Origin of the sequence: Burkholderia sp. Bp9004 (assembly GCF_003858025.1) — a bacterium.
GTDB lineage: Bacteria > Pseudomonadota > Gammaproteobacteria > Burkholderiales > Burkholderiaceae > Burkholderia > Burkholderia diffusa.
In genome coordinates this window covers 54,028-80,328 of the sequence record NZ_QTQD01000019.1, presented here as the reverse complement: position 1 = coordinate 80,328, position 26,301 = coordinate 54,028, and the positions used below count along the sequence as shown (strand labels likewise).

General features: G+C 69.3%; 25 protein-coding genes. 9 read left to right on the top strand and 16 right to left on the bottom strand.

The window, feature by feature from the left end:
- Positions 1-22 precede the first annotated feature (22 nt).
- Both DIE08_RS20975 and DIE08_RS20970 read left to right on the top strand, forming a co-directional pair.
- Entirely contained in the window at positions 23-787 is a 765-nt protein-coding gene (locus DIE08_RS20975) for an SDR family oxidoreductase (protein ID WP_059680579.1), read from the top strand.
- A 229-nt stretch (positions 788-1,016) separates the two neighbouring features.
- The gene (locus tag DIE08_RS20970; RefSeq protein WP_124903375.1) at positions 1,017-2,915 is read left to right on the top strand and encodes a glycosyltransferase family 39 protein; all 1,899 of its coding nucleotides are present in this window, start codon (positions 1,017-1,019) and stop codon (positions 2,913-2,915) included.
- Positions 2,916-3,016: 101 nt separating this feature from the next.
- On the opposite strand, the gene DIE08_RS20965 is transcribed toward DIE08_RS20970, so the two are convergent.
- The 16 genes from DIE08_RS20965 to DIE08_RS20890 all read right to left on the bottom strand — a co-directional run bounded on the left by DIE08_RS20965 (position 3,017) and on the right by DIE08_RS20890 (position 20,326).
- Positions 3,017-3,634, bottom strand: a complete 618-nt coding sequence (locus tag DIE08_RS20965) for a DUF924 family protein (RefSeq protein ID WP_124903373.1) — start codon at positions 3,632-3,634, stop codon at positions 3,017-3,019.
- On the bottom strand, positions 3,631-4,362 hold the full coding sequence (locus DIE08_RS20960) for an alanyl-tRNA editing protein (protein WP_124903371.1): 732 nt from the start codon (positions 4,360-4,362) through the stop codon (positions 3,631-3,633). The genes DIE08_RS20965 and DIE08_RS20960 overlap by 4 nt, the downstream gene beginning before the upstream one ends.
- Positions 4,363-4,465: 103 nt before the next feature.
- A complete protein-coding gene (locus DIE08_RS20955; RefSeq protein WP_059533253.1) occupies positions 4,466-4,876 on the bottom strand; it encodes a group II truncated hemoglobin in 411 nt (136 codons plus the stop codon).
- A gap of 42 nt (positions 4,877-4,918) precedes the next feature.
- Positions 4,919-7,423: an ABC transporter permease gene (locus tag DIE08_RS20950; RefSeq protein WP_124903423.1), complete on the bottom strand. Its 2,505-nt coding sequence runs from the start codon at positions 7,421-7,423 to the stop codon at positions 4,919-4,921.
- Between the two features lie 107 nt (positions 7,424-7,530).
- The gene (locus DIE08_RS20945) at positions 7,531-8,148 is read right to left on the bottom strand and encodes a DUF4126 domain-containing protein (protein ID WP_059600405.1); all 618 of its coding nucleotides are present in this window, start codon (positions 8,146-8,148) and stop codon (positions 7,531-7,533) included.
- Between the two features lie 223 nt (positions 8,149-8,371).
- The gene (gene sugE / locus DIE08_RS20940) at positions 8,372-8,692 is read right to left on the bottom strand and encodes a quaternary ammonium compound efflux SMR transporter SugE (RefSeq protein WP_124903369.1); all 321 of its coding nucleotides are present in this window, start codon (positions 8,690-8,692) and stop codon (positions 8,372-8,374) included.
- Between the two features lie 188 nt (positions 8,693-8,880).
- Positions 8,881-9,165, bottom strand: a complete 285-nt coding sequence (locus DIE08_RS20935; protein WP_059689393.1) for a DUF333 domain-containing protein — start codon at positions 9,163-9,165, stop codon at positions 8,881-8,883.
- Positions 9,166-9,322: 157 nt separating this feature from the next.
- Positions 9,323-10,021, bottom strand: coding sequence for a two-component system response regulator KdpE (gene kdpE, locus DIE08_RS20930; protein WP_124626846.1), 699 nt, complete (start codon positions 10,019-10,021; stop codon positions 9,323-9,325).
- Positions 10,014-12,857: a sensor histidine kinase KdpD gene (locus DIE08_RS20925; protein ID WP_124626844.1), complete on the bottom strand. Its 2,844-nt coding sequence runs from the start codon at positions 12,855-12,857 to the stop codon at positions 10,014-10,016. Before DIE08_RS20925 ends, kdpE begins: the two co-directional genes overlap by 8 nt.
- Before the next feature lie 146 nt (positions 12,858-13,003).
- A complete protein-coding gene (gene kdpC, locus DIE08_RS20920; RefSeq protein WP_124903367.1) occupies positions 13,004-13,585 on the bottom strand; it encodes a potassium-transporting ATPase subunit KdpC in 582 nt (193 codons plus the stop codon).
- Between the two features lie 27 nt (positions 13,586-13,612).
- Positions 13,613-15,697, bottom strand: coding sequence for a potassium-transporting ATPase subunit KdpB (gene kdpB, locus DIE08_RS20915; RefSeq protein ID WP_059600400.1), 2,085 nt, complete (start codon positions 15,695-15,697; stop codon positions 13,613-13,615).
- A 54-nt stretch (positions 15,698-15,751) separates the two neighbouring features.
- A complete protein-coding gene (gene kdpA, locus DIE08_RS20910) occupies positions 15,752-17,557 on the bottom strand; it encodes a potassium-transporting ATPase subunit KdpA (protein ID WP_124903365.1) in 1,806 nt (601 codons plus the stop codon).
- Positions 17,554-17,646: a K(+)-transporting ATPase subunit F gene (gene kdpF / locus DIE08_RS20905; protein WP_006752209.1), complete on the bottom strand. Its 93-nt coding sequence runs from the start codon at positions 17,644-17,646 to the stop codon at positions 17,554-17,556. Before kdpF ends, kdpA begins: the two co-directional genes overlap by 4 nt.
- 305 nt (positions 17,647-17,951) lie before the next feature.
- Positions 17,952-18,926, bottom strand: a complete 975-nt coding sequence (locus tag DIE08_RS20900) for a quinone oxidoreductase (RefSeq protein WP_124626835.1) — start codon at positions 18,924-18,926, stop codon at positions 17,952-17,954.
- A 172-nt stretch (positions 18,927-19,098) separates the two neighbouring features.
- The gene (locus DIE08_RS20895; RefSeq protein WP_059533273.1) at positions 19,099-19,491 is read right to left on the bottom strand and encodes a methylglyoxal synthase; all 393 of its coding nucleotides are present in this window, start codon (positions 19,489-19,491) and stop codon (positions 19,099-19,101) included.
- 55 nt (positions 19,492-19,546) lie between these two features.
- Positions 19,547-20,326, bottom strand: a complete 780-nt coding sequence (locus DIE08_RS20890; RefSeq protein ID WP_059600397.1) for an SDR family oxidoreductase — start codon at positions 20,324-20,326, stop codon at positions 19,547-19,549.
- Between the two features lie 216 nt (positions 20,327-20,542).
- Between DIE08_RS20890 and upp the strand changes: the two genes are divergently transcribed.
- The 7 genes from upp (at position 20,543) to rlmH (ending at position 26,254) form a co-directional block, all read left to right on the top strand.
- The gene (upp, locus tag DIE08_RS20885) at positions 20,543-21,193 is read left to right on the top strand and encodes a uracil phosphoribosyltransferase (RefSeq protein WP_011657517.1); all 651 of its coding nucleotides are present in this window, start codon (positions 20,543-20,545) and stop codon (positions 21,191-21,193) included.
- A gap of 218 nt (positions 21,194-21,411) precedes the next feature.
- Positions 21,412-22,140 (top strand): YebC/PmpR family DNA-binding transcriptional regulator, encoded by a 729-nt coding sequence (locus DIE08_RS20880; RefSeq protein WP_044844700.1) that lies wholly within the window; start codon positions 21,412-21,414, stop codon positions 22,138-22,140.
- A 105-nt stretch (positions 22,141-22,245) separates the two neighbouring features.
- The gene (gene purD, locus DIE08_RS20875) at positions 22,246-23,526 is read left to right on the top strand and encodes a phosphoribosylamine--glycine ligase (RefSeq protein ID WP_059600396.1); all 1,281 of its coding nucleotides are present in this window, start codon (positions 22,246-22,248) and stop codon (positions 23,524-23,526) included.
- 117 nt (positions 23,527-23,643) lie between these two features.
- On the top strand, positions 23,644-24,564 hold the full coding sequence (gene hemF / locus DIE08_RS20870) for an oxygen-dependent coproporphyrinogen oxidase (protein WP_124626833.1): 921 nt from the start codon (positions 23,644-23,646) through the stop codon (positions 24,562-24,564).
- Positions 24,561-25,319, top strand: a complete 759-nt coding sequence (locus DIE08_RS20865; RefSeq protein ID WP_151049486.1) for a nicotinate-nucleotide adenylyltransferase — start codon at positions 24,561-24,563, stop codon at positions 25,317-25,319. Before hemF ends, DIE08_RS20865 begins: the two co-directional genes overlap by 4 nt.
- Before the next feature lie 4 nt (positions 25,320-25,323).
- Positions 25,324-25,764 carry a ribosome silencing factor gene (gene rsfS / locus DIE08_RS20860; protein ID WP_006752218.1) on the top strand — a complete coding sequence of 147 codons (441 nt, stop codon included), beginning with the start codon at positions 25,324-25,326 and terminating at the stop codon, positions 25,762-25,764.
- 19 nt (positions 25,765-25,783) lie between these two features.
- Positions 25,784-26,254, top strand: a complete 471-nt coding sequence (gene rlmH / locus DIE08_RS20855; protein ID WP_044844705.1) for a 23S rRNA (pseudouridine(1915)-N(3))-methyltransferase RlmH — start codon at positions 25,784-25,786, stop codon at positions 26,252-26,254.
- Positions 26,255-26,301 lie beyond the last annotated feature (47 nt).

The following is a 26,301-nucleotide window of genomic DNA, read 5'->3' as shown; positions in this document are numbered from 1 at the left end:
CGTTTATCGGGAGTCGCACGCGATGCCCGCACCGTCGTCCGAGCGCAAGGCCGTCCTCATCACCGGCGCGAGCCGCGGCATCGGCCGCGCGACCGCCGTGCTCGCGGCCGAGCGCGGCTGGGACGTCGGCATCAACTACGCACGCGACGCGGCGGCAGCCGAACTGACCGCGCAAGCCGTTCGCGACGCCGGCGCTCGCGCGTGCGTCGTGGCCGGCGACGTCGCGAACGAAGCGGACGTCATCGCGATGTTCGACACCGTGGCGGCGGCGTTCGGTCGCCTCGACGCACTCGTCAACAATGCAGGGATCGTCGCGCCGTCGATGCCGCTCGCCGACATGCCGGTCGACCGGCTGCGGCGGATGTTCGATACCAACGTGCTCGGCGCCTACCTGTGTGCGCGCGAAGCCGCGCGCCGGCTGTCCACCGATCGCGGCGGGCACGGCGGCGCGATCGTCAACGTGTCGTCGATCGCGTCGCGGCTCGGTTCGCCGAACGAGTACGTCGACTACGCGGGCTCGAAGGGCGCGGTCGATTCGCTGACGATCGGCCTCGCGAAGGAACTCGGGCCGCACGGCGTGCGCGTCAACGCGGTGCGGCCCGGCCTCATCGAGACGGATATCCATGCGAGCGGCGGCCAGCCCGGCCGCGCAGCACGCCTCGGCGCGCAGACCCCGCTCGGCCGTGCGGGCGAGGCCCAAGAGATCGCGGAAGCGATCGTCTGGCTGCTCGGCGACACGGCGTCATACACGACGGGCGCCCTGCTCGACGTCGGCGGCGGCCGGTAATCGCGCCCCAGAAGGCGGAAAAACGGACCGGCTGAAGCGGTCCGTGGTCACGACACCACAAATCTCCACAATATCGTGACCATTTCAGTAAACATCCGTAACAGTTCCGTGCTTTACTAGCGCCAAGCCAAAAACAGCCGGTCATCCGGCTGTCATCTCGCCTTGATGCGACCCTTACTGGGTCCGGCCCATGTCGCCGGACCAGCTTGACCCGACCGAGATCTTTTCCATGCCAGGAACCGCAGCGCCCGGCCGCCGGCGACGCACGTCCGTGCCCGCTTCGGCCACGCACGCCCGATCAGCCGCCGACCCCGACCTCAGCGCGACGCTCCATGCCGCCGGCACGCCTGCCGTGGCCGGCACCGCCGCGACGGACGCCGCCGGCGATCGCGTCGTCCGGCTCGGCTGGCGCGTCTGGCTGCTGGTTGCCGCGCTGGTCTGCGCGTACACGCTGCCGGGCGTGCTCGGCCACGATCCGTGGAAGCAGGACGAAACCTATACGTTCGGCATCATCCAGCACATGCTCGAGACGGGCGACTTCGTCGTGCCGACCAACGCCGGCCAGCCGTTCATGGAAAAGCCGCCGCTTTACGCGTGGGTCGCGACGAGCCTCGCGTGGCTGCTGCAGCGGGTGATGCCGCTGCACGACGCGGCACGGCTCGCGAGCGCGCTGTTCGCAGCGCTCGCGTTCGGTTTCATCGCACGCGCGGCACGCAGTGCCAGCCGGGCCGACAGCTGGCTCGACCTGCGCGTGATCGGCCCCGTCGTGCTGAGCGCGAGCACGCTCGTCGTCGTCAAGCACGTGCATGACATGATGACGGACGTCGCGCTGTTCGCGGGCACCGCGATGGGCTTCTGCGGCCTGCTCGAGCTCGTGATGCAGCATGTCGCGCGCGCGCGCCAGATGCGGCATGGGCTGCCGGTGCGGCCGTCCGGCCGCTGGGCCGCGCCGATCTTCGGCGCGGGCGTCGGCATCGCGCTGATGGCAAAGGGTCTGTTCGTGCCACTCGTGTTCGCGGCCACGCTCACGGGCGCGCTGGTGCTCTACCCTGCCTGCCGTACACGTGCGTTCGCGCGCTCGCTCGGCGTCGCCGCGCTCGTGTTCGCACCGTTCGCGCTCATCTGGCCGACCGCGCTGTTCCTGCGTTCCGAGACGCTGTTCATGACCTGGTTCTGGGACAACAACGTCGGCCGCTTCTTCGGTTTCTCGGTGCCGGAACTCGGCGCGGAAAACGACAAGCCGTTCTTCATCCTGCGTGCGTTCCTGCTGCTCGGCTTCCCGGTCGCGCCGCTCGCGATCGTCGCGCTGGCACGCGGCGCATGGCGCGAGTGGCGCACGCCGCGCATCGCGCTGCCCGTCCTGTTCGCCGGGATTGGCCTCGCGGTGCTGCAAGTGTCCGCGACCTCGCGCCAGCTCTACATCCTGCCGTTCTTCGCGCCGCTCGCGCTGGTTGCCGCACAGGCGATCGAGCGCCTGCCGCGCGGGCTGCATCTTGCATGGGATTACCTGAGCCGCCTGCTGTTCGGCACCGTCGTCGCGCTCGCGTGGGGGATCTGGGCAGTAATGGCCGATCCGGGTGCATCGCGTGCAGGCCTCGCGCCGCTCGGCCGATGGCTGCCGCTCGACTGGACGATGCCGATCGTGCCCGGGCTCGTGGTCGGCGCGCTCGTGTTGACGGCCGGCTGGCTGTGGCTGCTGCCGAAGCTGCGCACGACCGGCCTCTGGCGCGGCGCGCTGTCGTGGGGCGCGGGTGCTGTGGTTGCGTGGGGCCTCGTGTATACGCTGTTGCTGCCGTGGCTCGACGTGGCGAAGAGTTACCGGTCGGTATTCGACGACCTGAACGCGCATCTCGCCCTCAAATGGGGCGACGGCGACTGCATGGCGAGCCTGCACGGGCTCGGGGAATCGGAAGCGCCGATGCTGTACTACTTCTCCGGTATCCAGCACACGCCGATCGACGACGCGAAGACGACACGCTGCACGTGGATGATCGTCCAGGGCGTGCGGTCGGTCGATCCGGCGCCGGGCAGCGACTGGAAACTGTTCTGGACCGGCGCTCGCCCGGGCGACGACGAGGAACTGCTGCGCGTCTACGTGCGCACCCCCGAAGAGCACGAAACGCAGTAATGCAAGGCGGCGCCGCGAAACGGCGCCGTCCTCATTTCCGGGAGGCCAGGCAAGCGGCGCTCAAGCGCGCTTCCACGCCCGCCGCCCCACCGCCCCGCACGTCAGAACGACGAGCCCGGCTCGCGCAGGAATGCTGTCTCCGCATCGGTCGACACACGGCCGAGAATCGCGTTCCGGTGCGGAAAACGACCGAAGCGCTCGACCACGGCCGCATGACGCAACGCGAAGTGGTGATAGCTCTCGCACCCGGCCTCGCCGCGAATGCCCGCGCAAAGGCGCACTGCCTCGCGCTGGCTCTCGTCCGACTCGTCATGTTCGAACGGCAGGTACGCAAAGGCGCGGTGATGGCCGCTCGGCAATTGCGTGTCCCACCCGGCCGCGACGACGCGCCGCGCGAGCGCCAGCGCCTTCGAATCGGCGGCGAACGCACGCGGCGTGCCGCGATGAATGTTGCGCGAGAACTGGTCGAGCACCACGATCAGCGCGAGCGCGCCGAGCGGCGTGTCGGCCCATTGATCGTGGGCGCCGTCGCACGCGGCGTCGAGCAAGGCGCCGTAGCGCGTCCGCAGTACCTCGTCGAACGCCGCACCGCCGTTGAACCACACCTTGCGCGCGTGGCCGAACTCGACCGAACCCGGCTCGCCGAACCAGAAATCGAGAATCTCGCGCGCTTGCGGATCGAGCGCCGCGGCACTGTCCGTCAGGTTTTCGACCGTCATGCAAACTCCAGTACGAGGCGCCGTGTCCGCGCGCTCTTCTTTTCAAGTTTGGCGACCCGCAGGTCGCCGATTTCCGACGTATTGCGCACATGCGTGCCGCCGCACGGCTGCAGATCGACGCCTTCGATGCGCAGCAGCCGCACGCGGCCCAGCCCCATCGGCGGCTTCACGCTCATCGTGCGCACGAGGTCGGGCCGCTCGGCCATCTCGGCGTCGGTGATCCATTCGGTGGTGACCGCATGCGCGCCGTGGACCAGCGCCGCGAGACGGCGCTCGACGTCGACGCGGTCGATCGCGTCCGACGTCGCGAAATCGAGCCGCACGTAGTCGGCTGTCACGCTGCAGCCGTCGACCGGGTAAGGCAGCACCGCGCACATCAGGTGCGCGGCCGTATGCAGCCGCATGTGCCGGTAGCGGCGCAGCCAGTCGATGTCCGCGACCACGCGCGCGCCGGTGGCGAGCGCCGCGACGCGCGCTTCCTGGCCCTTCGCGGGCACGTGCACGGCATCGTCGGGCGTTGCACCGTCGAACTTCGCCTTGCGCGTGTCGGCGATCGTGATCGTGCTGCCGTCGGGCAGCGTCAGCGTGCCGCTGTCGCCGGCCTGCCCGCCGCCAAGCGGATAGAACACGGTGCGGTCGAGGCGGATGCCGTCGTCGCCGACGGCCGCGACGACGGCCTCGCATTGCGTCAGATAGGCATCTTCACGAAACAGTGCGTGGGTCGTCATCGGGCGAACCTCGTATCGATGGGGAAGCGGTCAGTGTCGCGCCGCACGGGCCAGGCGCCCAGACGCAGATCGTCCGGCGTCCGGACAGCGGCGTACCGGTCGATCAACCGGGCCGGTTGCGCATCCAGTCGGCCGTGTCGTAGAACGAATGCATGAGCCGTTCGCGCAGCGGCTCGGCCAACCCGATGTCCTCCATCGCCCACGCCATGCAGCGCAGCCACTGATCGCGCTCGACCGACGCGATCGGGAACGGCAGGTGCCGCGCGCGCAGCCGCGGATGGCCGAACCGGCTGATGTAGTGATCGGGGCCGCCAAGCCAGCCGCACAGGAACCAGAACAGCTTGTCGCGCGAGCCGTCGAGCGACGCCGGATGCAGCGCGCGAATCTCCGCGAACTCGGGCTCGAGGTCCATCAGGTCGTAAAAGCGGTCCACCATTTCGCGCACGCGGGCTTCGCCGCCCACGAGCTCGAACGCCGTCGGTTGCGACGGCGCCTCATCATTCACATCGGTCATACGGATAATCGGAAACGGGATAGTCGGGGCCGCCGGCGACGCTCAGGCGTCGCGCAGCGACTGCAGCGCCGGGCGCCGCAACACATTATGCAGGCTCAGCCAGCCGGCCGCACCGGCACACGCGACGCCGGCCGCGATGCCGGCCGGCACGAGCCACGGATCGACGGCGAGCCGGAAGTCGAACACGCGCGACGCGAGCACCCAGCCGACCGCGATCGCACCGGCCGACGCCAGCGCGCCGGCCAGCGCGCCGACGACGATGAATTCCGCGCGCTGCACGGCATTGATTTGCGCGCGCGACGCGCCGAGCGCGCGCAGCAGCGCAGCCTCGCGCACGCGCTCGTCGCGCGAGCCGGCGAGCGCCGTGTACAGCACGAGCACACCCGCCGCGAGCGTGAACGCAAACAGGAACTGCACCGCGCCGACCACTTGCAGCATCATCCGCTGCAACTGAGCGAGGATCGGTGCAACGTCGATCGCGGTCAGGTTCGGGTAGCGCGCGATCAGCGGATCGAGCAGCGCCGCCTGCTCGGCCGGCAGGTGGAAGCTCGTCAGGTAGACGGCCGGGAAATCCTTCAGCACGGGCGGCGGCATCAGCACGAAAAAGTTGACGCGGAACGAGCCCCAGTCGAGCTTGCGCACGCTGGTGATCGGCGCATCGACCGTCAGCCCCGTCACGTCGAAGCGCAGCGTGTCGCCCGGCTTCACGTTCAGCGTCTTCGCGAGCCCGGCCTCGATCGAGATCTGCGGGCTGGCCGAACGGCCGAACCAGTCGCCGGCGACGATCCGGTTGTCCGACGGCAGCTCGGTCGTATACGACAGGTTGAACTCGCGGTCGACGAGCCGGCGCGCCTCGTCCGACGGATATGCGTCCGGGTTCACCGGCTTGCCGTTGATCGCGACGAGCCGGCCGCGCACCATCGGCGCGGGCACCGCGTCGCGTACGCCGTGCGCGGCGAGCCATGCCGCGACGTCGTCGCGCTGGTCGGGCTGGATGTCGATCAGGAACTGGTTCGGCGCATCGGGCGGCGTCGACTGCCGCCAGCCCGCGACGAGGTCGTTGCGCGTGATCGCGATCAGCAGCAGGCACATCAGGCCCAGCGCGAGCGCGGTGATCTGCAGCGCGCTGGCCGTGCCGCGCCGGTGCAGCGACGCGAGCGCATAGCGCCAGCCGACGCCCGCTGCCACGCGCGCATCGCGCACCGCGCGCGCCGCCGCGTACAGCGCGAGCCGCGCGATCAGCGAGAAGCCGACCAAGGCGCCCGCGAACCCGCCCGCGACGATCAGCCCGAGCTTCAGGTTGCCTGCCGCGACGATCAGCAGCCCCGCGAACAGCACGACACCGAGCGCGTACAAGGCCCAGGCCGTGCGCGACGCGTCGCCCCAGTCGCGCCGCAGCACGCGCACCGGCGTCACGCGGGTGAGCGGTGCAAGCGGCGGCAGCGCGAAGCCGAGCAGCAGCACGAGCGCAGCGCCGATCCCGACGAGCGCGGGCCAAGGCGTGGGCGGCGGCAGCACGACGTCGATCAGGCTGCCGAGCGCCGCAAGGAGCGCCCAGTGGCCAGCGTAGCCGAGCACCGCGCCGGCGACGCCCGAGACGATGCCGATGCCGGCGAATTCGAGCGCGAACAGCGCGCCGAGCGTGCGGCGGCTCACGCCGAGGCAGCGCATCGTCGCGCAGCCGTCCAGATGGCGCCGCATGTAGCGCTGCGCGGCCATCGCGATCGCGACCGCCGCGAGCAGCGCGGTGAGGAGCGCGACGAGCGTCAGGAAGTGGCGCGCGCGATCGAGCGTCTGGCGCACCTGCGGCTGGCCTTCCTGCAACGATTCGAGACCGACGCCGCGCAGCTTGCCGCCGTCGACGCGCGCGTGCGCGTAGGCCTCGAAGCGCGCGACGGCCGGTGTGTCGCCGGCCACGAGCAGCCGGTACGTGACACGGCTGCCGTAACCGGTGAGCCCCGTCGCGGCGAGTTCGTCCGCGCGCATCATCAGCCGCGGCGAGAAATTGACGAACGAGAAACCGCGATCGAGTTCGCGGGAGATCGACGCGGCCACCGTGAACGTGCGCAGCCCGACACGCACGGTGTCCCCCGCCTTCAGATGCAATGCGTCGAGCAGCGCGGGATCGGCCCACACGGTACCTGGCGCGGGGATCGCGGTCGCCTTGTGCGCGACGGTCGTGCCGGCCGGCACGATCTCGACCGCGCCGCGCAGCGGATACCCGGGCGAGACGGCCTTCACCGCCGCGAGGCGCGCCGGCGCCGCGTCGCTCGCCTGCCCGCCGGCGGCCGATGCGATCATGCTCGGGAAGATCGCGGTCGTCGCGGTACGCAGCCCGAGTGCGCGCGCCTCGCGGTCGAACGACGGATCGACGGGATGGTCGGCGCGCACGACGAAATCGGCGCCGAGCATCTGGCGCGCGTCGCGCTCGAGCCCCTGGCGCAGCCGGTCGGCGAGGAAGCCGACGCTCGTCAGCGCGGCGACCGCGAGCACCAGCGCCAGCACGAGCAGCGTCAGTTCGCCGGCGCGCCAGTCGCGCGCGGTCATCCGCGCGGCCTGGCGAATCAGGTCGTGCAGGCCGAAGCGGCCGGCATGGCCGGGCCGCCCGGCCGGCGACGGGTCAGCGTGCTGCCGCTCGACGGGTGACGGCGCCTTCAATCGCGCTTGCCCCCGATCGAATTGAGCCGCGACACCATGTGGTTCGCCATCCCGCGAAAGCCGCCCGACACGCCGCGCCACAGACGCGGCAGCGCCCAGGCCGACGCCGCGATGAACGCCGCGAGCAGGACGAGGAACGCGAGCGGAACGAAGAACGCGAGTGCGAGGCCGCCGAACACGAGGCCGTCCTCGGTGGACGACGCGACCCAGTTCGAGATCGGCTCGGGAGACAGGTTGATCAGCGCGCGCGTGCCGGCCTTCGCGACGTGGGCGGCACCGGCGAGCGAACCGCCGGCCAGCCCGGCGACCGCGAGCACGGTCGGGTCGGCATGGCCGAGCGCACCGGCGGCCAGCACCGCGCCGGCCGGAATGCGGATGAAGGTGTGCACCGCGTCCCACAGCGAATCGAACGCGGGAATCTTGTCGGCAAGGAATTCGGTGACGGCGAGCACGGCGGCGGCGCCGATGACCCACGGCGACATCAGGACCGCGAGCGTGTCCGGCAGATGGAGCCAGCCGACCCGCGCGAGCACGCCGGCGATCAGCACCGTCAGGTAAAGGCGCAGCCCGCTCGCCCATGCGAGCCCCGCGCCGAGCGAAATGGCTTCGATCATGGCCCTCTCCTTGCACTTTTCCGTGCGCTTTGCCGATTGATCGGATCGAGTCGGTACGACCGGCCGCGCGGCGCGTGGCGACCGGCGCCGCGTGCCGAGAACGGCACGGCGACATTCAGGCCCGAATCCGTTCCATTATAGACAGGCTGGCAGGAGGGCCGCCGCAATTCCGCAGTGCGTCACGGCCGGGCGCGGACGCCGGCCGGCGCCCGGCGCGTCGGCGTCAGGCAGCCGACGACAGCTTCAGGCCGACCAGCCCGAGCACGATCAGCGACGCGCTCGCGACGCGGGCGGCGGTGAGCGCCTCGCCCATCATCACGATCCCGAACACGAACGCGCCAACCGCGCCGACGCCCGTCCACACCGCATACGCGGTGCCGAGCGGCAACTGGCGCATCGCGACCGCGAGCAGCCCGAAGCTGGCGAGCGCCGTCACGATCGTAAACACCGACGGTCCGAGCTTCGTGAAACCCTCGGACGATTTCATGCCGGCCGCCCAGGCCACTTCCAGCAAACCGGCAATCAACAACAATACCCATGCCATCTCGACGTACTCCGGATCGGATGGGGCCGTCCCCGTTGAAGCGAATGACCCGGGGTCGTCCCCGGGCGGCGCCGAGTATAACAAGACGCTTACAGGCATGCCGGATGCACCGGCCGCGGGGGCGAACGGGGATGAACGGGGGCGGGCCAGCGCATTGCGCGGCCACGCCCGCCCTGCCGCGCCCGGTCTCAGTTCGACACGCGCTTGGCGCCGCCACCGCCGATGCAGCGGTCGTCGCGGTACAACGCCCATTCGTCGCACACGCGGCCGTCCTTGAACACGCACATGCCGACCTGCCCGCTCGGCAGGTTGCGGATCACGTGGCGGCCGCCGAGCTTTTCGCAATTGACTGACGCCGGATTGGCCAGCGCCTGCTGCGGGGCCGAAGGCTGCTGCCCGGGCGGCAGCGGCTGCGCGAACGCGCCGGGCGCGGCAAGCGCCAGCGCACTGATGACGACGAGACGGACGGACATGGCACGCTCCTCGGTTTCGTTCGCGGAACGATCAGCATAGCGGGGAATCCGTGGCCGGTGTGCGCGGCCGGCGCATGCGGCCGCAATGTCGCGCCGATGCAACTTCACCGGCGTGCGGCCTTGCATTCGGGCCGCATCACGCGGCATGCCGCGGACGTCACGCAGCGCCGACGAGCCGGTAGCCGACGCCCGTTTCGGTAATGATGTGCTCGGGCTGCGCGGGATCGCGCTCGAGCTTCTGGCGCAGATGCGCCATGTAGATCCGCAGATAGTGATGGCTCTCGACGTGCGACGGCCCCCATACGTCGCGCAACAGTTGACGGTGCGTGAGCACGCGCCCCGCATGCCGCACGAGCGTCGCGAGCAGCCGGTATTCGAGCGGCGTCAGGTGCACGATCTCGCCGTCGCGCCACACCTGGCGCAGCGCGAGATCGACGGTCACGCCGCCGAAGCCCACCTTCGGCGATTCGTTCGCACCGCCCTGGTTGCGCCGGCGCAGTTGCGCACGGATCCGCGCGCGCAGTTCGGACACGCCGAACGGCTTGGTCAGGTAGTCATCTGCGCCCGCGTCGAGCGCGGCGACCTTCTCCTCCTCCTGCGTGCGCGCGGACAGCACGATCACCGGCACCTCGGACCAGCCGCGCAGCTCGCGGATCACGTCGAGGCCGTCGGTGTCGGGCAGGCCGAGATCGACGATCACGAGATCGGGCTTGCGGGTCGCCGCGTCGATCAGCCCCTGCTTGCCCGTCTCCGCCTCGAACACGGCGATGTCCTCCTCTTCGAGCGCGGCGCGCACGAAGCGGCGGATCTGTTTCTCGTCCTCGATCAGGACGACGGTCAGGCTCGGTTCACTCATGGTCTGGCAATGGCTCGGAGGGGGACGATGCGCCGGGCACGTCGATTTCGTCGTCGGGTACGGCAGGTACGGCCGGCGGCGTGTCGACCGGCAGCGTGAACCAGAAGCGCGCGCCCGTCACGCGGCCGTCGGGCGCGGTACGGTTGAGCGCGCCGATTTTACCGCCATGCGCCTCGACGATCGCGCGGCAGATCGCGAGGCCGAGCCCGATGCCCGGCGTCGCCGATTCCTTCTCGCCGCGCGTGAACTTGTCGAAGATCCGCGTTTCCATGCCGGCCGGCAGGCCCGGGCCGTGATCGTCGACGTGCACGCGCACGAACGGCTGGCCGTCGTCGGTCACGCGCTCGGCGCCGATGTCGATCGACGTATCGGGCGGCGTGTACTTCGCCGCGTTCTCGAACAGGTTGGTGAACAGCCGCTCCATCAGCACCGCGTCCATCTGCAGGAGCGGCAGGTCGGCCGGCAGCGATACGCGCGCGGGATGCCGCGCGAGCACGCGCTTGCACGCGGCGAGCGCGGCGCCGACGGTTTCCTCGAGCAGCGACCACTGGCGCTTGAGCTGCAGGCTGCCGGCCTGCAGCCGCGCCATGTCGAGCAGGTTCGTGACGATGCCCGTCATCCGCAGCGCCTCGTCGTGGATCGCGTCGACGAGTTCGCCCTCGCGCTGCGCGAAACGTTCGGCTGCCGCCGCGTCGCCGCCCTGCGCGGCCGCGCGCCCGTTCGCGAGCATCGACGAGAAGCCGACGATCGTCGTGAGCGGCGTGCGCAGATCGTGCGAGATCGCCGACAGCAGCGAGTTGCGCAGCCGCTCGGACTCCATGTTGACGAGCGCGTCGCGCGCGATCTCGACGTAATGCACGCGCTCGAGCGCGAGCGCGATCTGCGCGGCGAACGCATCGAGCATCCGCAGCTGCTCGGGCACCTCGAGCTCACGCGGGTCGCGCGACGCGACCGCGAGCACGCCGCGCGTGCGCATCGGCGCCTTCAGCGGCAGGTACAGCGCGGCGGTCGCGGGCAGCGTGTCGGTGCCGCGGCCGGCCGGCTTCTGCTGGTCGTACACCCACTGGCCGACGTCGCTGTCGAGATCGGCGCCCGTCAGCGTGACGGCCGCATCGGGCTCCTCGATCTTCTGCCGCACCTTGTCCGCGCTGTCGGGGAGCAGGAACGCCACGCGCGCGCGGAACACCTCGCCCACGTGGCGGCTGCCGATCTCGACGATCTGCTCGGTCGTCAACGCCGCGCCGAGCTCGCGCGCCATCGCGTAGATCGCGCCGGTGCGGCGCTCGCGGCGCTGCGCGATGCTCGCCTGGCGCGTCAGCGTCGACGTCAGGTGGCTGATCACGAGCGACGTCAGCAGCATCCCGAAGAAGGTCAGCAAGTACTGCGTGTCGCTGACCGAGAACGACATGCGCGGCGGCACGAAGAAGAAATCGAACGCTGCGACCGACAGGAACGACTGCAGCACGCCCGGGCCACGCCCGAGCCGCACGGCCGAGAACACGACGCCGAGCAGGTACAGCATCACGAGGTTCGTCAGGTCGAGCCGCTCGGACACGATGCTCGCGACGCCGGTGATCGCCGCGCAGATCGCGGCCGCGTACAGGTAGTGACGCGGCGGCGAACGCCGCATGCCGAATTGCGCGAACGCGTCGCGCCAGTCGCGTGCGCGCGCGTCGAGCGGCGCCGCGCGCACTTCGTCGCTCGCCGACGCGCGGATCAGCATCAGGTCGACGTCGCCTGCGCGCTCGGCGAGCTTTTCGCCGAATGGCCGCGCGAAGCGGCGCGCGAGCCCGACCTTCGGCGAGCCGCCCGCGACGAGCTTCGACACGTTGCGCACCTTCGCATAGCCGATCAGCGCGGCGACCGCGTCGTCGCCGGCGAGCGTGGCCGTCTCCGCGCCGAGCTCGACCGCGAGCTTCAGCGCGTCGAGCGTGCGCTGCCGCCGCGCGTCGGGCAGCCGCTGCAGGCGCGGCGTCTCCACATAGACGGCGATCCAGTCGGCCTTCAGGCTCGCGGCGAGCCGCGCGGCCGCGCGCACGAGCGTCGGCGCCTCGGGGCCGGGCCCGACGCACACGAGCAGCCGCTCGCGCGCCTGCCAGATGCGCTGAATCGAACGGTCGGCGCGGTATTCGCGCATCTGCGCGTCGACGCGGTCTGCCGTGCGCCGCAGCGCCAGTTCGCGCAGCGCGATCAGGTTGCCCTTGCGGAAGAAATTGCGCACCGCGCGCTCGGCCTGCTGCGCGAGATACACCTTGCCGTCGCGCATCCGCGCGAGCAGTTCCTCGGCCGGCAGGTCGACCAGCGTGACCTCGTCGGCCGCGTCGAACACGCGGTCGGGCACGGTCTCCCACACGCGGATGCCGGTGATCGCGCCGACCACGTCGTTCAGGCTTTCGAGATGCTGGACGTTGACGGTGGTGTACACGTCGATGCCCGCGTCGAGCAGTTCGTAGACGTCCTGCCAGCGCTTCAGGTGACGCGCGCCCTGCACGTTCGAATGCGCGAGTTCGTCGACGAGGATCAGTTGCGGCGCACGCGCGAGCGCGCCGTCGAGATCGAATTCGGCGAGCGTGCGGCCGCGATAGTCGATGCGCGCGAGCGGCAGCACGTCGAGGCCGTCGAGCAGCGCGGCGGTTTCGCCGCGGCCGTGGGTCTCGACGATGCCGACGACGACGTCGACGCCATCCTGCAGCCGCTGGCGCGCGGCCTGCAGCATCGCGTAGGTCTTGCCGACGCCGGCGGACGCGCCGAAGAAGATCTTGAGCTGGCCGCGCCGCTGCTTTTCTTCGTCTCGCTGCAGCTTGTCGAGGAGTTGGTCGGGATCGGGGCGGTTCATGCGTCAGGAAGGCGAAGCGCGGGATTGCGAACGAGTACCGTCATTGTTGTTCCAAATCGCCGCAAAAGGCAAAGACGGCGCATGCGCCGTCGGAAAAGCCGTCCGACGCGGATCGGGCCGCGCCGGACGCTGGTTGTCGCATACGCTCAGTGCGCGGCCTGGGCCGCGTCGAGCGCGAGATTCAGCTTCAGCACGTTCACGCGCGGCTCGCCGAGCACGCCGAACTGGCGGCCCGTCGTGTTCGCGGCGACGAGTTGCGCAACCGCATCGGCCGTCAGGTTGCGCGCCTTCGCGACGCGCTCGACCTGGTACGCGGCGGCGGCCGGTGTGATCTCCGGATCGAGGCCGCTCGCCGACGCCGTCACGAGGTCGACGGGCACGGGCTTCGAGATGTCGGTGCCCGCGTCGCGCAACGCGGCGATGCGCGCCTTCACCTGGTCGGCCAGCGACGGGTTCAGCGGGCCGAGGTTCGAGCCGCCGGAGCCGGTCGCGTTGTACGGCATCGGCGACGTGGCCGACAGCCGGCCCCAGAAGTACTTCGGCGCATCGAACGGCTGGCCGATCAGCGCGGAGCCGACCGCCTTGCCGTCCTTCTCGATCAGGCTGCCGTTCGCCTGCGACGGGAACACGGCCTGGCCGAACACGGTCATCACGGCCGGGTAGGCGAGACCCGTCACGACGGTCAGTACGACGAAGATCACGACGAGCGGGCGAATCAACGATTTCATGATGGTTCTTCCTTCAGGTACGGCGCATCAGGCCCAGCCGAGCGCGGCGAGCGTCATGTCGATCAGCTTGATGAACGGGAACGGCAGCAGCACGCCGCCGAGGCCGTACACCAGCAGGTTGCGGCGCAGCAGCGACGCGGCGCCGAGCGGCCGGTAGGTGACGCCCTTCAGCGCGAGCGGGATCAGCGCGACGATGATCAGCGCGTTGAAGATCACCGCCGACAGGATCGCCGACGCCGGGGACGTCAGATGCATGATGTCGAGCACGCGCAGTTGCGGGTACGTCGTCACGAACGCGGCCGGGATGATCGCGAAGTACTTCGCGATGTCGTTCGCGATCGAGAACGTGGTCAGCGAGCCGCGCGTCATCAGCATCTGCTTGCCGATCTCGACGATCTCGATCAGCTTCGTCGGGTTCGAGTCGAGGTCGACCATGTTGCCGGCTTCCTTCGCCGCCTGCGTGCCGGTGTTCATCGCGACCGCCACGTCGGCCTGCGCGAGCGCCGGTGCGTCGTTGGTGCCGTCGCCCGTCATCGCGACGAGGCGCCCCGCCGCCTGGTGCTCGCGGATCGTCGCCAGCTTGGTTTCCGGCGTCGCTTCCGCGAGGAAGTCGTCGACGCCCGCTTCCGCCGCGATCGCCGCGGCGGTGAGCCTGTTGTCGCCCGTCACCATCACGGTCTTGATGCCCATCTTGCGCAGTTCCGCGAAGCGCTCCTTGATGCCGCCCTTCACGATGTCCTTCAGCTCGATCACGCCGAGCACACGCGCCACGCCGTCATGCAGGTCGGCCACGACGAGCGGCGTGCTGCCGCGGCGCGCGACGTCGTCGACCGCGCGGCGCACCTCTTCCGGGAAGCGGCTGCCGTGCGTCTCGACGTAGCGGCGGATCGCATCGGCCGCGCCCTTGCGGATTTCACGACCGGGCAGATCGACACCGCTCATCCGCGTCTGCGCGGAGAAGCCGATGAACGTCGCATGCAGTTGCGCCATGTCGCGCTGGCGGATGTTGAAGCGTTCCTTCGCGAGCACGACGATGCTGCGGCCCTCCGGCGTTTCGTCGGCGAGCGACGACAGCTGCGCGGCGTCGGCCAGCGCTTCCTCGGTCACGCCCGGCGCGGGCACGAACATCGACGCCTGGCGGTTGCCGAGCGTGATCGTGCCGGTCTTGTCGAGCAGCAGCACGTCGACGTCGCCGGCCGCTTCGACCGCGCGGCCCGACGTCGCGATCACGTTCGCCTGCATCATCCGGCTCATCCCGGCCACGCCGATCGCCGACAGCAGCCCGCCGATCGTCGTCGGGATCAGACACACGAGCAGCGCAACGAGCACGGTGATCGTCACCACGTGGCCGGCCTTCATCGCCTCGACCGAGAACATCGAGAACGGCAGCAGCGTCGCGGTCGCGAGCAGCATCACGATCGTCAGCGCGACGAGCAGGATCGTCAGCGCGACCTCGTTCGGCGTCTTCTTGCGCTTCGCGCCTTCGACCATCGCGATCATCCGGTCGAGGAACGCCTCGCCGGGGTTCGCGGTGACCTTCACGACGATCCAGTCGGACAGCACGCGCGTGCCGCCCGTCACCGACGAGAAGTCGCCGCCCGATTCGCGGATCACCGGCGCGGATTCGCCGGTGATCGCCGATTCGTCGACCGATGCGACGCCCTCGACGACTTCGCCGTCGGCCGGGATCACGTCGCCGGCCTCGACCAGCACGACGTCGCCACGACGCAGGTCCGACGCGGTCATGATGCGGATCGGCGACTTCGGATGCGGCTCGTTGAGCTTCTTCGCCATCACGTCCTTCTTCGCGCTGCGCAGCGATGCCGCCTGCGCCTTCGAGCGCCCTTCGGCGAGCGCCTCGGCGAAGTTCGCGAACAGCACCGTGAACCACAGCCACAGCGCGATCGCGAGGATGAAGCCCGCCGGCGCCTCGGCCTGGCCGGCGAGCGCCGCGATCCACAGGATCGTGGTCAGGATGCTGCCGACGTACACGCAGAACATCACCGGGTTGCGGAACTGCGTGCGCGGCGTGAGTTTCTTGAACGAATCCACGATCGCCGGGCGCAGCAGCGCCGGATCGAACATGGACCGTGTTGCGGAATGTTGAGTCATTGCGATCTCTTCAATCTCTTCAGTCTTTGCAAGGTGTCGCCATGCGGACGCGCATCACGCGCCCAGCCACATCATCAGATGCTCGACGCCGGGGCCGAGCGCGAGCGCCGGCACGTAGGTCAGCGCGCCCACCAGCATCACGGTGCCGAGCAGCAGCACGACGAACAGCGGGCCATGCGTCGGCAGCGTGCCGCTCGTCACCGCGATGCGCTTCTTCGCGGCGAGCGAGCCGGCGATCGCCAGCACCGGCACGATCGTGCCGAAGCGGCCGAACCACATCGCGATCGCGGTCATCCAGTTGTAGAAGGGCGTGCCGACCGTCAGGCCCGCGAACGCGCTGCCGTTGTTGTTCGCGGCCGAGCTGAACGCGTACAGGATTTCCGAGAAGCCGTGCGGGCCCGGGTTCGCGATGCCGGCACGGCCCGCATCGGCGAGCACGGCGATCGACGTGCCGATCAGCACGAGCAGCGGCGTGAGCAGCACGACGATCGACACCATTTTCATCTCGTACGACTCGATCTTCTTGCCGACGTATTCCGGCGTGCGGCCGATCATCAGGCCGGCGACGAACACCGCGAGCAGCGCGAACACGAGCATCCCGTAGAGGCCGGAACCGACACCGCCGTAGATCACCTCGCCGAGCTGCATCAGCAGCATCGGCACGAGACCGCCGAGCGGCGTCAGCGAATCGTGCATCGTGTCGACCGCGCCGCACGACGCGGCCGTCGTCGCGACCGTGAAGATGCCGGTCTGCGCGACGCCGAAGCGCGTTTCCTTGCCTTCCATGTTGCCGCCCGGCTGGAGCGCGCTCGTCGACTGGTCGGCGTGCAGCGCGGCGAGCGTCGGGTTGCCGGCCTGCTCGGCGCTCACCTCGACGCCGATCGCGATCGCGAACGCAACCGTCATCGCCGCGAGCACCGCGATGCCCTGCCGGCGGTCGCCGATCATCCGGCCGAACACGAGGGCCAGCGCGGCCGGGATGATCAGGATCGAGAAGATCTGCAGGAAGTTCGAGAACGGCGTCGGGTTCTCGTACGGGTGCGCCGAGTTCGCGTTGAAGAAGCCGCCACCGTTGGTGCCGAGCATCTTGATCGCTTCCTGCGACGCGACCGGGCCCATCGCGAGCGTCTGCTTCGTGAGCGGCGTGGGCACCGTCACCGGGTTGCCCTTGTCGTCCTTCACCGGGTTGCCCTGCGCGTCGAGCTTCGGCGCCGCGTAGGTGCTCGCCTGCAGCACCGGCACGTCCTGGTAAGCCTTCATGTTCTGGATCACACCCTGGCTCATCAGCAGCGCGGCGATGATCATCGACATCGGCACGAGCACGTACATCGTCACGCGCGTGAGGTCGACCCAGAAGTTGCCGATCGTCTGCGCGGTATGACGCGCGAAGCCGCGGATCAGTGCGATCACCACGACGATGCCCGTTGCCGCCGACAGGAAGTTCTGCACGGTCAGGCCGAGCATCTGCGTCAGGTAGCTGACGGTCTGCTCGGGCGTGTAGTCCTGCCAGTTGGTGTTGGTGACGAAGCTGACGGCCGTGTTGAAGGCACCGTCGGCCGTCATCGCGCCGAATTGCTGCGGATTGCCGGGCAGCAAGCCCTGCAGGCGCAGCAGACCGTACAGGAACAGCGCGCCGAGCGCGTTGAACGCGATCGTGGCGATCGCATACTGCCTCCAGTTCATTTCGGTGCCGGCGTCGACGCCGGCGATGCGGTACAGCGCGCGCTCGAGCGGCCCGAACACGCGCACGACGCGCGAACTGCCGTCCATCACGCCCGTCAGGTAGCGCGCGACCGGCACGGCCGCCGCGAGCAGCACGACGATGAACAGCAGTATCTGCAACAGGTTGTTCGCGTTCATTCGATGTCCTCCGCGCGCAGCAGCGCAAAGACGAGATACGCGAACAGCAGGGCCGTCGAGGCACCCGCGAGCCAAAGCATCCAGGTCATGCGCGCCCCCCGCGACCGTATTGCACGAGCTTCTCGCAACCGGCAAGCAAACCGAGGATCAGCGCGGTGAACAACACCAGTGCGCCGATGAAAACCCCATCCATTTTTTGTTCTCCGTCGTCGAAATCGGACGACTAGAACCTTATGGGAACGCGCGTAAAGGTCGGGTCAAAGGTCATCGGGCCGGTATAAAAAACGCGTAAACGCGTGCGGTGGGAAACGGCGGCCGGATGAAGACGGGACGGGCGGCGGCCAGCGCCGCCCGTCAGGATGCGTGCCGGCATGGTGCGGCACGAAGGGATGCGTCAGGGAACGAGGATCGTCGAGCCGGTCGTCTTGCGCGCTTCGAGATCTTCATGCGCGCGGCCGACTTCCGCGAGCGGATAGCGCTGGTTGATGCTCGTCTTCACCTTGCCCGACAGGATCACGTCGAACAGCTCGGCGGCCGCGGATTCGAGATCCGCACGCTTCGCGATGTACGAGAACAGCGTCGGCCGCGTGAAGAACAGCGAGCCGCGCGACGAGAACTCCTTCGAGTCGATCGGCGGCAGCGGGCCCGACGCATTGCCGAAGCTGACGAACAGACCGAGCGGCGCGAGGCAGTCGAGCGAGCCGATGTAGGTGTCCTTGCCGATCGAGTCGTAGACGACCGGCACGCCCGCGCCGTTCGTGATCTCCTTCACGCGCTGCGTGAAGTTCTCGCGCGTATAGACGATCGGATGATCGCAGCCGTGCGCCTTTGCGAGCGCGGCCTTCTCGTCGGAGCCGACCGTCCCGATCACGGTCGCGCCGAGCGCCTTCGCCCACTGGCACACGAGCAGGCCGACACCGCCGGCCGCCGCGTGGATCAGGATCGTGTCACCGGCCTTCACCGGGTACGTGCGGCGCAGCAGGTAGTGCGCGGTCAGTCCCTGCAGCATCACCGATGCCGCGTCGTCGTAGCTGATCCCGTCGGGCAGCTTCACGAGCCGCTCGGCCGGCATCACGCGCTCCTGCGCGTACGCGCCCGGCGGCTGCCCGACGTAGGCGACGCGGTCGCCCGCCTTGAGCGCGGTCACGCCGTCGCCGACGGCCGTCACCTCGCCCGCCGCCTCCATCCCGAGGCCACCGGGCAGCGGCTGCGGATAGAGGCCAGTGCGGAAATACACGTCGATGTAGTTGAGCCCGACCGCGTGCTGCCGGATGCGGACTTCGCCCGCCTTCGGTTCGCCGACCTCGACATCGACCCACTTCATCACGTCCGGGCCGCCCGGCTGGTCGTATCGGATTGCTTTCGGCATCGTTTCGCTCCTCGTTTCTGAATCGGTCAGGGGAAATTCGGGTCGCCGACGCCAGCCGGTGCCGATCGGTACAGGACCGGCGGCGGTGCGCGTCGCGACGCCCGATTCTCGCGCGTCACCGCCGGGCGTGCATGGCCCTGCCACCAGCAAGGGCAATCAGGCCGGCGGGCGACTAGCAGACGTCCTGCATGTTCCGCGCCAGGTCGTCGAGCAGCATCCGCGCGGTCGCCACGTTCGTCGCGACCGGCACGTCGTGCACGTCGCACGCGCGCACCAGCGCGGTGATGTCCGGATCGTGCGGCTGCGCGGTCATCGGGTCACGCAGGAACACGACGATGTCGACGCGGCCTTCGGCCAGTTCCGCACCGATCTGCAGGTCGCCGCCGAGCGGCCCCGACAGCTTGCGCTCGACCTCGAGCCCGTGCGCGGCGGCGATGCGGCCGCCCGTCGTGCCCGTTCCGACCAGCCTGCATTGCGCGAGCGTCTCGCGGTACTGGCCCGCGAGCGCGACGATCTCGTCCTTCTTCGCGTCGTGCGCGATCAATGCGATGCGGGGTTTGCTCATCTCCGTTTCCTTCGTGGGTCGATTGTTGTCGTATGCGTGAATGGCGGTGCGCGCGTCAGAACGTACCCGGATACGCGCCGCCGTCGAGCAGCCAGTTCTGCCCGGTGATGTAGCCGGCATGGACGCTGCAGAGGAACGCGCACGCCGCGCCGAATTCGGCACGCGTGCCGAGGCGCCCGGCCGGGATTTCCTTCGCGCGCCGCGCGCGCATCTCGTCGACCGTCACGCCCTGCGCCTTCGCCGACGCGGCGAGCGTCGTCGCGATCCGGTCGGTGTCGAACAGCCCGGGCAGCAGATTGTTTATCGTCACGCCCTGCCCCGCGACCTTGCGCGACAGCCCCGCGACGAAGCCGGTCAGTCCCGAGCGTGCACCGTTCGACAGCGCGAGCACGTCGATCGGCGCCTTCACGGCCGAACTCGTGATGTTGACGATCCGGCCGAAACCGCGCCCGATCATCCCGTCCACGGTCGCGCGGATCAGTTCGATCGGCGTCAGCATGTTCGACTCCAGCGCGCGGATCCAGTCGTCGTGCGAGAAATCACGGAAGTCGCCGGGCGGCGGCCCGCCGGCATTCGTCACGAGAATGTCCGGCTGCGGGCAGGCGGCGAGCGCGGCCGCGCGGCCGTCGGGCGTCGTGATGTCGCAGGCGACGGCGGTGACCGACACGTTCGACCCGGCGCGGATCTCCTCCGCGGTTTCCTCCAGCGTGTCGCGCGTGCGCGCGACGATCACGAGATTCACGCCCTCGGCGGCCAGCGCTTCCGCGCAGCCGCGCCCGAGCCCCTTGCTCGCCGCGCACACGAGCGCGGTCTTTCCTGCGATGCCGAGATCCATCGTCGATTCCCTTATGGCGACGCGCGCCGGCGCAGCTGCCCGCATCGCCGGACGGGCGAGCGGTCGGAAACGGGCGAACACGGCGCGCGGATTGTCGTGAGACGTCGATAATATCCGGATCAGGTGGCGCGCCTTGGTAAAATTGCGACCATAAGCGGCGGCCGGCCTCGCGCCATCGCCGCCCCCGATCCCCTTTTGCCGCCAAGGCACCCCGTCATGAAACAGGACAGCCGTTTCCCGAATCTCTTCATCACTGATCACCCGCTGATCCAGCACAAGCTGACCCACATGCGCGACAAGGACACGTCGACGCGCACGTTCCGCGAACTGCTGCGCGAGATCACGCTGCTGATGGGCTACGAGATCACCCGTAACCTCCCGATCACGACCAAGCGGGTCGAAACCCCGCTCGTGGCGGTCGACGCGCCGGTGATCGCGGGCAAGAAGCTCGCGATCGTGCCCGTGCTGCGCGCCGGCATCGGGATGTCGGACGGCCTGCTCGACCTGGTGCCGTCCGCGCGCGTCGGCCACATCGGCGTGTACCGCGCCGAGGATCACCGCCCGGTCGAATACCTGGTGCGCCTGCCCGATCTCGAGGATCGCATCTTCATCCTGTGCGACCCGATGGTCGCGACCGGCTATTCGGCCGTGCACGCGGTCGACGTGCTCAAGCGCCGCAACGTGCCGGCCGCGAACATCACGTTCGTCGCACTGGTCGCCGCGCCCGAGGGCGTGCAGGTGTTCCAGGACGCGCACCCGGACGTGAAGCTGTTCGTCGCATCGCTCGACTCGCACCTGAACGAGCACGCGTACATCGTGCCGGGCCTGGGCGACGCGGGCGACCGCCTGTTCGGCACCAAGAACTGACGCACGGCGGCGCCGGGGGGGCGCGGCACGGCGCTCCGAGCGGCCCTCCCGGCCGTTCGGCCATGCACGGCGGCCCCGAAGCGACGGTCGCCGCGTGATAAAATCACGTTCCACTCGACACGCGCGGCCCCGCGGCATCATGCCCGCCCAGACGGCCGCCGATTCAACGACACATTGGCACAATCGCCCGCGCAGCGCGCCCGGGCACGGAGAAAGGTATGGCTGGTCATTCGAAATGGGCCAACATCAAGCATAAGAAGGCAGCGGCCGACGCGAAGCGCGGCAAGATCTGGACCCGCCTGATCAAGGAAATCCAGGTCGCGGCCCGCCTCGGCGGCGGCGACGCCAGCTCGAACCCGCGTCTGCGTCTCGCAGTCGACAAGGCAGCCGACGCGAACATGCCGAAAGACAACGTCAAGCGCGCGATCGACCGCGGCGTCGGCGGCGCGGACGGCGCGAACTACGAAGAAATCCGTTACGAAGGCTACGGCATCAGCGGCGCGGCGATCATCGTCGACACGCTGACCGACAACCGCACCCGCACGGTCGCGGAAGTCCGTCACGCGTTCTCGAAGTTCGGCGGCAACATGGGCACCGACGGTTCGGTCGCGTTCATGTTCGATCACGTCGGCCAGTTCCTGTTCGCGCCCGGCACGTCGGAAGACGCGCTGATGGAAGCGGCGCTCGAAGCCGGCGCGGACGACGTCAGCACGAACGACGACGGCTCGATCGAAGTGCTGTGCGACTGGCAGGCCTTCTCGGCGGTGAAGGACGCGCTCGAAGCCGCGGGCTTCAAGGCCGAACTCGCCGAAGTGACGATGAAGCCGCAGAACGAAGTCGAATTCACCGGCGACGATGCGGCGAAGATGCAGAAGCTCCTGGACGCGCTCGAAAACCTCGACGACGTGCAGGAGGTGTATACGAACGCTGTCATCGTCGAGGAATGAGATGCCGGCCGCCGTGCGCATCGTCGCGGCGGCGGCCCGACCGATTTCGCGGCCGGCGCGCCTGAGCGTGCCGGCCGCCCTGTTTTCTAGTCTGCGGGGAATCCCATGAAACTACTCGTCGTCGGTTCCGGCGGCCGCGAACATGCGCTGGCGTGGAAGCTCGCGCAGTCGCCGCGTGTCCAGATGGTCTACGTCGCGCCCGGCAATGGCGGCACGGCGCAGGACGAGCGTCTGAAGAACGTCGACATCACGGCGCTCGACGAACTCGCCGATTTCGCGGAACGCGAAGGCGTCGCGTTCACGCTCGTCGGGCCGGAAGCGCCGCTCGCGGCCGGCATCGTCAACCTGTTCCGCGCGCGCGGCCTGAAGGTGTTCGGCCCGACCCGCGAAGCCGCGCAGCTCGAAAGCTCGAAGGATTTCGCGAAGGCGTTCATGAAGCGCCACGGCATCCCCACCGCCGAGTACGAAACGTTCTCCGACGTGGCTGCCGCACACGCGTACATCGACGCGAAGGGTGCGCCGATCGTCGTGAAGGCCGACGGCCTCGCGGCCGGCAAGGGCGTCGTCGTCGCGATGACGCTGGAAGAAGCACACGAAGCCGTCGACATGATGCTGTCGGGCAACAAGCTCGGCGACGCCGGCGCGCGCGTCGTGATCGAGGAATTCCTCGACGGCGAGGAAGCGAGCTTCATCGTGATGGTCGACGGCAAGCACGCGCTGGCGCTGGCCTCGAGCCAGGACCACAAGCGCCTGCTCGACGAGGACCGCGGCCCGAACACGGGCGGCATGGGCGCCTACTCGCCCGCGCCGATCGTCACGCCTCAGATGCACGCACGCGTGATGCGCGAAATCATCATGCCGACGGTGCGCGGGATGGAGAAGGACGGCATCCGCTTCACGGGCTTCCTGTATGCGGGCCTGATGATCGACAAGGAAGGTAATCCGCGCACGCTCGAGTTCAACTGCCGGATGGGCGACCCCGAGACGCAGCCGATCATGGCGCGCCTGAAGAGCGATTTCTCGAAGGTCGTCGAACAGGCGATCGCGGGCACGCTCGACACGGTCGAGCTCGACTGGGACCGCCGCACTGCGCTCGGCGTCGTGCTGGCCGCGCACGGTTATCCGGACGCGCCGCGCAAGGGCGACCGCATCAACGGGATCCCGGCCGAGACCGAACAGGCCGTGACGTTCCATGCGGGCACGACGCTCGCCGAAGGCGACAAGCTCGTCACGTCGGGCGGCCGCGTGCTGTGCGTGGTCGGTCTCGCCGATTCGGTGCGCGAAGCCCAGCAGCATGCGTACGACACGATCAATCAGATCAATTTCGAAGGCATGCAGTACCGCCGCGACATCGGCTTCCGCGCGCTGAACCGCAAGAGCGCGTGACGCCCTGACCGCCGCCTGCCGTCACAAGCGGCGGCCTCCTCTGCCGGGGTTCGATAGAATGCCCGGCAGATGCCTTTTTTACGGCCCCCGCTTCGCGCGGAGGCACCCAGTTCAGACATGACCGATTCGACCTACGACGTGGCGCGCGTGCGCACGTACCTCCAGGGCCTGCAGACACGCATCGCCGACGCGCTCGGCGCGCTCGACGGCACGCCGCTCGCGACCGATGCGTGGCAGCGCGGGCCGGAAGAGCGCCTGCGCGGCGGCGGCTGCACGCGGATTCTCGAAGGCGGCCGCGTGTTCGAGCGCGCGGGGATCGGTTTTTCCGACGTCTCGGGCGACGCGCTGCCGCCGTCGGCGAGCGCCGCGCGCCCGCAGCTGGCCGGCCGCGGCTTCGAGGCGCTCGGCGTGTCGCTCGTGCTGCACCCGCGCAACCCGTACTGCCCGACGGTGCACATGAACGTGCGGATGCTGATCGCGACGAAGCCCGGCGAGGCGCCGATCTTCTGGTTCGGCGGCGGGATGGATCTGACACCGGTTTATCCGTTCGAGGACGACGCGCGGCATTTCCACCAGACCTGCAAGGACGCGCTCGACCCGTTCGGTGCCGAGCTCTATCCGCGTTTCAAGACGTGGTGCGACGAGTATTTCTTCCTGAAGCACCGCAACGAGACGCGCGGCATCGGCGGGATCTTCTTCGACGACTTCTCCGAACCCGGATTCGAACGCTCGTTCGAGATGATGCAGCGCGTCGGCGACGCGTTCCTGAACGCGTACCTGCCGATCGTCGAACGCCGGGTCGCGCTGCCGTACGGCGAGCGCGAACGCGACTTCCAGGCTTACCGGCGCGGCCGCTACGTGGAATTCAACCTCGTGTTCGACCGCGGCACGCTGTTCGGCCTGCAAAGCGGTGGCCGGACCGAATCGATCCTGATGTCGATGCCGCCGGTCGCGAACTGGCGCTACAACTGGCAGCCCGAGCCGGGCTCGCCCGAAGCACGCCTGAGCGAGTTCCTCGTGCCGCGCGACTGGGTCTGAGCCCGTCGCGCCCCGCCGCCCCAAGAACAGGACACGTTTTTCTGGACACCACCGCCCGCCCCGCCCCGCAGCCGCGCCCGCCGTTACGTCGCATCGGCCTGCTGGGCGGCACGTTCGATCCGATCCACGACGGCCACCTCGCGCTCGCGCGCCGGTTCGCCGACGTGCTCGGCCTGACCGACCTCGTGCTGCTGCCCGCAGGGCAGCCTTACCAAAAGCGCGACGTGTCGGCCGCCGAGCATCGGCTCGCGATGACGCGCGCCGCTGCCGGCTCGCTGTCCCTGCCCGGCGTGACGATCACCGTCGCGACCGACGAGATCGAGCACGCGGGGCCGACCTATACGGTCGAGACGCTCGCGCGCTGGCGCGATCGGATCGGCCCCGACGCCTCGCTGTCGCTGCTGATCGGCGCCGACCAGCTCGTGCGGCTCGACACGTGGCGCGACTGGCGCAAGCTGTTCGACTACGCGCACGTGTGCGCGTCGACGCGCCCGGGCTTCGACCTCGGCACGGCGCCACCGGCCGTCGCACGGGAAATCGCGCGGCGGCAGGCCGGCGCCGATGTGCTGAAAGCGACACCGGCCGGCCACCTGCTGATCGACACGACACTGGCGTTCGATATCGCCGCAACCGACATCCGTGCGCACCTGCGCGAATGCATCGCGCGTCATGCGCAGATGCCCGACGCGTCGGCCGAGCATGTACCGGCCGCCGTCTGGGCCTATATTCTTCAACATCGTCTCTACCATTCCTGATTCCATGGATATCCGCAAACTGCAGCGCGTGATCGTCGACGCTCTCGAAGACATCAAGGCGCAAGACATCAAGGTGTTCAACACCAGCCACCTGACCGAACTGTTCGACCGAGTGATCGTCGCGTCGGGCACGTCGAACCGCCAGACCAAGGCGCTCGCGTCGAGCGTGCGCGACAAGGTCAAGGAAGCCGGCGGCGACATCGTCAGCTCCGAGGGCGAAGACACGGGCGAATGGGTGCTGGTCGACTGCGGCGACGCCGTCGTGCACATCCTGCAACCGGCGCTGCGCCAGTACTACAACCTCGAGGAAATCTGGGGCGACAAGCCCGTGCGGATGAAGCTCGGCGGCGGCAAGGACGGTTTCGCGACGGCCAGCGAAGGCGAGGACGACGAGGAAGAAGCGCCCGCACGCCCGGCGCGCAAGACGGCGGCCCGCCGCCGCTGAGCCGCAGCGAGTCGTCCCGATGAAGCTATTCATCCTCGCGGTCGGCCACAAGATGCCCGGCTGGATCGCGTCCGGCTTCGACGAATACACGAAGCGCATGCCGCCCGAGCTGCGCATCGAGCTGCGCGAGATCAAGCCCGAACTGCGTTCGGGCGGCCGCAGCGCGGAAAGCGTGATGGCGGCCGAGCGGCAGAAGATCGAGGCCGCGCTGCCGAAGGGCGCGCGCATCGTCGCGCTCGACGAGCGCGGCCGCGACTGGACCACCATGCAGCTCGCGCAGGCGCTGCCCGGCTGGCAGCAGGACGGCCGTGACGTCGCATTCGTGATCGGCGGCGCCGACGGGCTCGATCCGGAACTCAAGGCGCGCGCCGACCTGCTACTGCGCATTTCGAGCATGACGCTGCCGCACGGTATGGTGCGCGTGCTGCTTGCCGAACAGCTTTACCGGGCGTGGAGCATCACGCAGAATCACCCCTATCACCGCGCATGACGCGTCGTCTTCTGGACGCGCGACGCGCGCGCACAACGAGATAACGA